The 9093-nt window shown below is 35.9% G+C and carries 14 protein-coding genes; all 14 read right to left on the reverse strand.

Annotation, left to right across the window (positions count from 1 at the left end; all coding sequences use genetic code 11):
* On the reverse strand, positions 1 to 270 hold a 270-nt coding region (locus JCM15908_RS14935; protein WP_148295588.1), incomplete at its 3' end, for a hypothetical protein.
* Entirely contained in the window at positions 219 to 581 is a 363-nt protein-coding gene (locus tag JCM15908_RS11030; protein ID WP_025003367.1) for an RHS repeat-associated core domain-containing protein, read from the reverse strand. The genes JCM15908_RS14935 and JCM15908_RS11030, both read right to left, overlap by 52 nt.
* Before the next feature lie 61 nt (positions 582 to 642).
* Entirely contained in the window at positions 643 to 861 is a 219-nt protein-coding gene (locus JCM15908_RS11035; RefSeq protein ID WP_148295589.1) for a hypothetical protein, read from the reverse strand.
* 21 nt (positions 862 to 882) lie between these two features.
* Positions 883 to 1248: an NTF2 fold immunity protein gene (locus JCM15908_RS11040; protein ID WP_159101341.1), complete on the reverse strand. Its 366-nt coding sequence runs from the start codon at positions 1246 to 1248 to the stop codon at positions 883 to 885.
* Positions 1249 to 1577: 329 nt separating this feature from the next.
* Positions 1578 to 2003: a hypothetical protein gene (locus JCM15908_RS14705; protein ID WP_148295590.1), complete on the reverse strand. Its 426-nt coding sequence runs from the start codon at positions 2001 to 2003 to the stop codon at positions 1578 to 1580.
* A gap of 680 nt (positions 2004 to 2683) precedes the next feature.
* A complete protein-coding gene (locus JCM15908_RS11050; RefSeq protein WP_025003371.1) occupies positions 2684 to 3106 on the reverse strand; it encodes a hypothetical protein in 423 nt (140 codons plus the stop codon).
* The gene (locus JCM15908_RS11055) at positions 3096 to 3368 is read right to left on the reverse strand and encodes a hypothetical protein (protein WP_025003372.1); all 273 of its coding nucleotides are present in this window, start codon (positions 3366 to 3368) and stop codon (positions 3096 to 3098) included. Before JCM15908_RS11055 ends, JCM15908_RS11050 begins: the two co-directional genes overlap by 11 nt.
* Entirely contained in the window at positions 3358 to 4014 is a 657-nt protein-coding gene (locus JCM15908_RS11060) for a hypothetical protein (protein WP_148295591.1), read from the reverse strand. The genes JCM15908_RS11055 and JCM15908_RS11060 overlap by 11 nt, the downstream gene beginning before the upstream one ends.
* A 117-nt stretch (positions 4015 to 4131) precedes the next feature.
* Positions 4132 to 5010 (reverse strand): RHS repeat domain-containing protein, encoded by an 879-nt coding sequence (locus tag JCM15908_RS11065; protein ID WP_025003374.1) that lies wholly within the window; start codon positions 5008 to 5010, stop codon positions 4132 to 4134.
* Positions 5011 to 5157: 147 nt separating this feature from the next.
* Positions 5158 to 5973 (reverse strand): hypothetical protein, encoded by an 816-nt coding sequence (locus tag JCM15908_RS11070; protein ID WP_025003375.1) that lies wholly within the window; start codon positions 5971 to 5973, stop codon positions 5158 to 5160.
* Positions 5974 to 5987: 14 nt separating this feature from the next.
* On the reverse strand, positions 5988 to 6572 hold the full coding sequence (locus JCM15908_RS11075; protein ID WP_025003376.1) for a hypothetical protein: 585 nt from the start codon (positions 6570 to 6572) through the stop codon (positions 5988 to 5990).
* Between the two features lie 32 nt (positions 6573 to 6604).
* Positions 6605 to 6853 (reverse strand): RHS repeat-associated core domain-containing protein, encoded by a 249-nt coding sequence (locus tag JCM15908_RS11080; RefSeq protein ID WP_306303729.1) that lies wholly within the window; start codon positions 6851 to 6853, stop codon positions 6605 to 6607.
* A gap of 23 nt (positions 6854 to 6876) precedes the next feature.
* Positions 6877 to 7695, reverse strand: a complete 819-nt coding sequence (locus tag JCM15908_RS11085; RefSeq protein WP_025003378.1) for a hypothetical protein — start codon at positions 7693 to 7695, stop codon at positions 6877 to 6879.
* 172 nt (positions 7696 to 7867) lie between these two features.
* Positions 7868 to 8587 (reverse strand): hypothetical protein, encoded by a 720-nt coding sequence (locus JCM15908_RS13905; RefSeq protein WP_148295592.1) that lies wholly within the window; start codon positions 8585 to 8587, stop codon positions 7868 to 7870.
* Positions 8588 to 9093: the final 506 nt, after the last annotated feature.

Raw genomic sequence — 9093 nt, forward strand, 5'->3', positions numbered from 1 at the left:
ATCTGTTGATATTTTCACTTGGTGGCCAACAATTGGTAAATAACCATTTTGTGGCCATGCTAAAACATTATCATTTGGTGCTATAATATCAATACCGTTAAAAGACTCTGTTTGAGATATTCTTTCTGCGACTTTATTTGTTCCACAAGCAAACAGGACAATCTTCGGAGATGGTGACTTGACTGCTTTATAATTACGCCATAAAGGGGAGATTGAAGTTAATAATTTATCAAAATCCTTTCCATTTGAAATATAATGGTTTTCCCACACATTCTTTTTCTTATTATATGTTTTAAAATTGAAACTATTAATTGAACCTTTGTTGTCAGCGACTCCGTGGCTACAATCACGATAGCATTAAGGTCATCTTGTATTTCTTTTGCCATTATATGTAATTTCTTGTTGTTGTTATTTTTTTCGCCGACTCCATCATGTTTTTCTTTGCCGTTGGGATCTATATAACGTATGGGATTATCTTCACAGTAAGTATACGGGCTGACATTATAATACTTCTCCGCCAACGGGTCTATCCTGTCCCAGCGTGGCAGGATGGGATTGTACTGCCGCCTTGTCCTGCACATGTGAGAGTTGAGGGCCTTGATAACTTATGGAGAGGTCATCTATCAGACCGTACTGGCCGTTCTACTTCAGTTCGCTGCGCTGCAACGTCAGGATATTCCCGTCACCATCGTAAGTCAGCTGCTCGTTATAGTTGCCCATGGCACTGGTCAGCGACTCGGTCTCCCCGTATGCTGCACTGGTCAGGCAGTTCAGCCCGTCATAGCTGAACTTGTAGCCCCACTGCTGTGCATAATCCTGATTCTGCCACAGCTGGCTGCTGCTATCATTAATACTTCTCAACAGCACTTAACTCCTTGTTTATCAATGCATAGATGCCGCAGTTCTTAAACATTGCTCTATAGCCCCATTCTTTTTATTAATTTCTAAATATATTTGATAGAAATCTGCCGTCCCCCAAAAACTATAAACCACCCAAACGTTATTTTTAGAATAGACACGGTAAGGACGGAATGATAAGATACTATTTCCATATTGAGGATATAGATATGCTTCCGCAATCCTTGTTGCAGTAATGGCATCAATCTCGGAAATCATACCATTGGGATGTTTCTTTTCTATATCTACAGGAAATGAATCTGTCATCATGATCTCCTCTTTCTTTACCAAATTAAATGTCGTGGATGGACTATCACTTGAGATTCCACCAAAGGGAAGCTGGGTCTTCATCTTTAACGAGGCATATAGCCTTGCAAAAGTTTTATATTGAACAACGAAATACAGGGTTGTGTAAGACAATATTATGATTATAATACTGAATAATATTAGTATGGGCTTATATATACGTTTCATCATTTTTTGTAACTTTGTCTTTCTAAATAATTATTAAAATCATTAAAATCTTTTTATACCAAGGAAGTGCTTGATATGACCTTTGAATTACTTTTGTAGTAAAATTATTATGTTCAGGATCGTTTTCATCACTCGGAAGTTGAGAACCAACTCCCTTAAAGGTTATTCTCATCCATTTTTATTCACACTATTATACAATAGTTCCTTCATCTGATGAACACTTCGTAAAGGATACTTGGTTTCCTAACCTTCCTCATCCTCCCGTTCTTTTCCATACAATAACATATTGGCTTATTTATTAGCCAGTCTAAGTATAAGGGAGCCTGCTTAATCCCTTTTATTCTGTCCCTGACAAGTCCATTTCCTATCAAGCTGTTTGAATCAGAAGAATTAAAGACCGCCACTATATGATTATTTCTGAAGAAATAGCCATCAAAGCCTTCCATGTCATAAAATTGGGCATTAACTAGCCCCATATATGTATATCCATTTATTTCCTTGAATTTCAACAAATATAATACGGCAGAATGACTATTGATATAAGCATTGATGATGTGGTTAGCCTCCACTGACAATATGACGTTATTGTCCTTTGCACGATATTTTGAGGATGGTTTAGGTACTCCCTTCATAATAGAGTCTCGTCTGATTAGTTGATAAGTTTCAGTCTTTGACATATGATTGGACTCATATAGATATTTTCCCTCTCCGCATTGTCCCATATAACCGACTATCGTGTCTCGGAAGACTGTCATACTATCTTTACAAAAGAAATCTTCCCGACTTCTGTAATCAGTAGAATAGACAATTATTAATCTTCCATCTCGTTTAAGAAAATAGTCTACTTTTCTCTTGTCGTATACATATCCGTCAGACATGAACAATATGTCCTTTCCGTTCAGATTTGAGAAGGTCAGGAATATAATAGGTGCTTGAGGTGATTTTTTGATAAACTCCGACACTAGATTATCCACCGCAGGACAGAAAGCTCGGTTCTCCGTCCTATTTCGGCATAAAATAAAAGTCAGAGTAATGATTATTAGTATGAATATCTTTTTCATTGTACGTATTGTCTTATTTCTGTTGGGCTATATATTGTGTGTTTATTAAACACGGGACTTTCCCTGTCATACAGGAATTATAGTCCATGGAGTCAACCGTCAGGAAGTTTTCTCCATGCTGTTGTCCATCCACTTGTCATACTTCCCGACAAAGGAGCGTTTTCTCCTTAAACTATTAGTAGAGTTTATTCTTCGTAACATATCAATATCATTTGACATCTAACCATTTCTCAACTCTTTTCCAAAATAATTCATTTTGTGTAATGACAATAGGAATCACTTGATATTTTTCTTTTTAAAATCTCCATAACATAACTATTTAGAAAGTCTTCTAAAACTCCAGAATCCTTAAACAAAGACAAATAAAGTCTCATTTGGTGGGTTTGAAGATACGACCGAATCTGTCTTTGTTCAAATCTTGAAATATATCCTTTTGGTCTAACTTTTATCCTGTGTATGTTTCTCATAATATCTACGTAACGTTCTATGATAAGCCTAACACCTTTCAGTAATGTCAGATTGCATGTGCGTTCCTCGCCTAAGACGTTCTGCATGGCAAGATAAACTCTTCCATAATTTTGGTAAAAGCTGTCTATCTCAAAGGTTGCAACATTTTGTGAATATATGTTGAGCCTTATAAGGAAAAATAGAAGGAAAATCAATTCACTTTTCATAAGTCCGTTGAACTATTTTTTGCAGAGAATATGGTTCACTATTAGTTAGAGTATAATAATTTACATTACCATACCCAATTTGTTTATTTCTGGCTGAATATAGATTTGCATTTCTATAATAGTTTTTAAGAGACAATGCAGATTCAACAACTTGGGGAAGGAGGAGATTTTTCCCTTTGCCGTTGTCAAACTGAATCCGTACAGGATTGTTGTTATCATAAGCGATGTTGGTGATACCCATATATTTGTTTCTATCTTCCATTTCTTCTTAAAATCAATATGCAACCACCGACAATTATCACACTGCAACTAATCAGAATTATGTACACGATACGGCTATATGTATTATACTCATGTTGATAGGGCTCGCTATATAATTGTTTTGCAAATTCAAGCATCTCCCCAGTCAAAGCATCTTTAGACAATTCTTTAATAAAAAGACTTCGTAACTTATTCATTTTATGGGAAGATTTGGAGATTCTCTCGATAGAGTGGTGGTCTATGGAGGTGTATAGTTTATCTGATATATTTATCAGCTGTTGGCAGAGGGCGGTTTGATTGCTTTTGTTCTCATAGCAAAAGGCAGCTTTCCCTTTATCTATAAATAGACAAAACGGTGCTTTCATCTTATTGTTGCTTGCGGAAGAAGATGCCCGGACTGCCATGTGGTAAAGAGAGCCAATCTGATTACCAAGTGAGTCTGCAATAAACATGCTTCTTTGATGCGTAACAGTTAGTTGCTTGTCATCATCATGCCATTGTCCTTCAAAATTCGTAAGGCACTTGAGACTATCAACATAATAGAATCCTCTGACGTTATTCTCTGTATAGGTGGCGTAGACTGTAATATTTCCTTTCCCGAAAAAGTGTGTTAACCTTTCAACGTATCTCATATTACCAATACTCACAGGACTCAGGCTGTTTTGTGAATAACAAAACAAGACGTTTCCAAATAGTAACTTGATAAGAAGAACAGCAGTTATTATATATTGTGTCCACATTTTGCACTCTTTAAATATTTATCATTATTGGTTTATTATTGCATCATCCCAAATCTGATTCGCTTTCATTTCTCTCACTTTTTCTCCATTAAAATATACATTCCAATGGCCATTATTGTTAATTCTTTCGCCTGTAACATCATTCGTAAAAATCCAATTTCTTTCAGGTCCAACAAAGCTGGATGGTGCTATAATTTCAATATCTTTTAAATTTCTTGATAATTCCTTGGCAATATTTGTTCCTAACGTTATACCTTTATCCTGAGGCACTCCCATAAATTGCGTAGCTTCTTCTTTAGTTAACATTTCAGCACCAGTTCCACAAGAATGAAGTACAATTTGTGAAGGTTTTTTGTCCCATTCTGACGATTGACTTAATAACGCTTTGAATATTTCAACATCTTTAGGGTCTAGCTGATTATTTTTTTCTGTATTTAACGTTAAGTCCCATTGTGTAGTTGTAAGTTCATTATATTGAGCAAGTTCCTCTATATTTGTTAGGAGAATATTACTTGCCTTGGTAGCAATGACGAAAGATATACTCATGGGATTGCCATGAGCAAAGACATCAATCCGACCAGATTTCCAAGGAAACTGGATAGCATAGTCTATAAGACTGACATTATCATGTATCCCATCGTTGTTCATTGGGAAAAATTCAATATTATCTTTTCCATTAGGATCAATAAATTTTACAGGATTATTTGCACAATACGTATACGGGCTGACATTATAATACTTTTCCGCCAGAGGGTCTATCCTGTCCCAGCGTGGCAGGATGGGATTGTACTGCCGCGCGCCATAGTCGTAGGTGTTGAGACCGTGCATCGGGTCAAGCTCCTTGCCGCTGTACGGCTGACCTGTGGTGAGATTACTATTTCTTTCCATAAATAGATCTGTCATGGGCTTTTACTTTCATGCTTCTCCTTTACTAACTATATATAAGGAAAGATATTGTTCCAAGGAGTAACAATCCTTTTATCATCTCTCCCTGTCTTGTATATGGATATGTCCTTATCCTGCAATTGTCTTCCGTTTGCTTGTCTGTATCTAATCCCATATAGTTTCTGCAGATTTTAACATATCGTTTCTGTGGATTTTACCGTATGGCATCGATAATTCATAGGTCGTATCCGCGGTCTTGCTTACATAGACACGTCTCATGTTGGGATATAGGTCTATTCTGTAAACGTAAGGACGCGACAGGAACGACCAGCCCGTTCCCTTATGGTCTACGGGAATCTTCTTTCTCAGCATTTCTATTCCTTTTATATTTATGGGCGTGTACGGAAGGTAGCTGCCTGTCTTTGGGTCAAACTGACTGAGCCCTCCACAAAATGTTTCCAAAAGACGTCGAACTTCTTTTGTGAGAAAAAGGACTTTTCGGAATGTCTTGGGAGCAAAAACTCTATAATTCTTTGATTCATACGTAGAAGGGGTATCATCGGTCTGGCAGATGGCTGTTTTGTAGACGAAAATGGCGACGGAGTCTGGACAGCAAAGGTATTCTGTCGGGGCATTTTCCTTTTTCCAACACATTAGGGCATTGTTAATAGAATCTTCCACAGCCATGGAGTGTTTATACTTTCCGTTCCGCACAGAAGCGAGTTTTGTCATCAGCCGTTTTGTTTCTGTGTTTTTTTCTTCCTTGTATTCCCTTGCAACATACTCCGATATGGCATTATACCACACAGACAACGAATCGGACATTATCTCATGTGTATGCTCTTGCGACCAAACGTGCCAGTCGTGAAAGAACATGTTCAGATTGTTATTATTCAGTTCCGTGTACTTCTTGGTGAAATTCTGCCCGCAGATAGACAATGATAGCAGAAATGCAAGTACAAAAATACATGTTTTTTTCATAAGTTACAATATGTTCAATTATCTTGGGCTGTTTTCTGAATCATATAATCTATATAAAATTTATAACGTGGTGTTGTATATTTAAACAAATCATTTTTTTTAATATTATTATAAATTTGATTATGATTTTTTCCTGTTATTCCCAATACGCCATGATTGTACCATTCATGTACTAATATACTACATTGAAAATTCTCAACAGTACCATCATAGCTTTCTAACGAACTACTCGTTGTATTAATCTGTGCACAGACAAAGTTCCCTCGATCATCAACTTTCCTTAATGTTCCAAAGTTTCCTTCATTCCCGTCGCAGTCTTCTATATTCTCTTTATAGGTTATTCTTCTATTGTATAACTTATCAATAGAAAATGTTCCTCTAGTTAGAGGTTTTCCATTCTCTGCTAATATAAATCCATCCGACTCTACAGCTATACTTGTCATTATATTAGAGAAAAAACTGCCACTGCATTTATTTGTGTATACAAAGTTGTCATATAATTGTAAGTCTGGAATAAAATATTCACTATTTGCATTATTAAAATCATCATTCAAGGAATGTTTGCCCCAGTCTATCTTCTGATTTCCTGTATATATCATGAGCTTGCCTCGAAACCCTTCTGTTGTTATTCCTAATAGATTACCTTTAATGTCATATATAGCTCTTTCCCATCAAGGTCTACGAACCGTACAGGGTTATTTGCGCAATACGTATACGGACTTACATTATAATACTTCTCCGCCAACGGGTCTATCCTGTCCCAGCGTGGCAGGATGGGATTGTACTGCCGCGCGCCATAGTCGTAGGTGTTGAGACCGTGCATCGGGTCAAACTCCTTGCCGTCGGACTTATATGGCTGATAGCCATTGATAAACCTCATTGTATATTTAAATGATAAATAACCTAATCCCATATTTCGTCTAAAGATATTACTATCCTATGTTCATGAAACTTGCCATGTGGGACTGAAAGCTCATAAGTTGTATCAACTGTCTTACTTACATAAAAACGTTTTATGTTAGGATATATCAATATCGCATATATATAAGGACAGGAGATAAAAGACCATCCGTTTGGCTTAAAATACACAGGAATAAATTTTTTTATAGCTTTTACAGCTTTCTCATTTCTTGGTTTAACAGGAAGGTAAGACATGTTTTTTGTATCAAATCTGCTAACTCCTCCACAAAAGTCTTCAAGTAGACGCTGAATCCTGTCTGTAAGAATAAGTGTTTTTTTATATTTTTTAAGTATATAAACTTTACAATAATGCTTTTGTTTTACTTCTTGGCGAGATTTTTCTTTTAGTTCAAATGGTTGGGAGTAAACAAAAATAGGAATAGAGTCTGGACAACAGAGATATTCTGTTGCGGCATTCTCTTTCTCTAAATAGTCCAACTCCTTTTTGATTGAATCTATCTTAGCATTAGAAACCTTTGACAGACTATGCTCCAAACGATTGAGCTCTGATGTCAAACGCTTTTTCTCTGTTTCTTTTTCACATTCATATTTACGTATGATATACTTTAAGATTTTTTCATTTAGAACAAAGAGTGAATCTTTTTCTTTCTTGCGATTATACTCTTTTGACCAGTTACACCAGTCAGCGAAGAAAGATTCTAAATTTTCCTCGTTTAATACTTTATATTTATCTGTAAAGCCTTGTCCCCAAATACACGATGGGCACACACACAAGAATATAATACAATATATATATTTCATAGTTCAATTATTTTTCTGAGTATTTAATAGCCTCGTCTATATAGCGTTTATAACGTTCTGTTGTGTACTTAGACAAATACTTGTCATTATATAATAGAAGAAGTCACCATCACATCTGTTATTACTAATATCTCAAATTCTAATGCAAGACTTCCTGCTCTTCGACAGCTTTCTAGCGATAAGCCTTGTCGTCAAAGACATATTCAACTCGGGCTATAAGCCTTTTTTCGCCCCACTGCTTGTTGACACAATACATGGAAACGGCTACATGTCCTTTTTCTATTGTAAGAAACGGCCAACCTATAATATAATGTCCAGAATTCAGATGTTTCTCACATTTACTTTCTTCTATGATATTCTCTTGGGGATAAAGTATAGAACCTATCATCCAAAAAGGAAAATAGTTACTGTTAGTATAAATGTTCTGCCGGAGAATTCCATTACCTATCAGACTATCTATCCCTGCTCTTATTGCCTTATTGTAAACACTATCAAGCAGAAGAAGGCCCCCTTTGTCTTTTGCTATTTGATATTTATAAGTTATTTCCTTTTGAGATAGTTTTAGTTCTTTGAAGCTATTATTGATATGAAAGGATGATACAAAGTCGTCACAAAAAGCGCACGTATGGTCTTTATTACACTGGAGCTGTGATATCATAATGAATAAGGTATCACCGTTTATCACCAAGATATTCGGAAAGCCTATATGCATTTTTCCTCCTTTGAACTTTTCGTTTTCAACATATAGTTTTTTCCAACCTTTTATCATTTGAATATTGAATCCGTAAAGGTTGTAATAGTCAATAAGATAAAAATCTCTTTTTTTGTATCTGCCCCCTCCACTTCGGAGTAGCATTTTGCAGGAAATTGCGATATGTAGTTTCCAAAGCATTGTTTAAAGGTATATTCTGACCTTTCGAATTCTGCCCATACAATATGAATGATACGGTAAGGAACAGAACTTTAATTAAATATTTTTTTATTTTAAAGATGTATTATTGATTTGTAACAATAACTCTACCCAGTCCCACTCTTGCTATCTGTCCGAAATTTTGATAGACATCCAGACGCGACTTAGATAAAATCCCAGTATGATTATATATGTAGACATATTTATCTCGCATAGATATCCCATTTGTAATTATACATAATTCTGCCTCCATAGATTGGATATTTGCGTTAAAATCACATAGCCAGTTTGGATTATGATAGGAAAACCAGGCAATATGACCGAAAGGTGTAGGCATGCACACATCCTTGCCAACTGCAATATGTGAGGTGGAAAAGGGGATTAACACTGTTAATAATAAAAATGTATTTTCATTTTGGCTCTATGGAATTATAGTACCTAATTTGCTTGTTTACATGTTTATCGTGTCTGGCATGAAGGAGAACATC

It is taken from the genome of Prevotella dentasini JCM 15908 (assembly GCF_000614065.1).
Lineage (GTDB): Bacteria > Bacteroidota > Bacteroidia > Bacteroidales > Bacteroidaceae > Prevotella > Prevotella dentasini.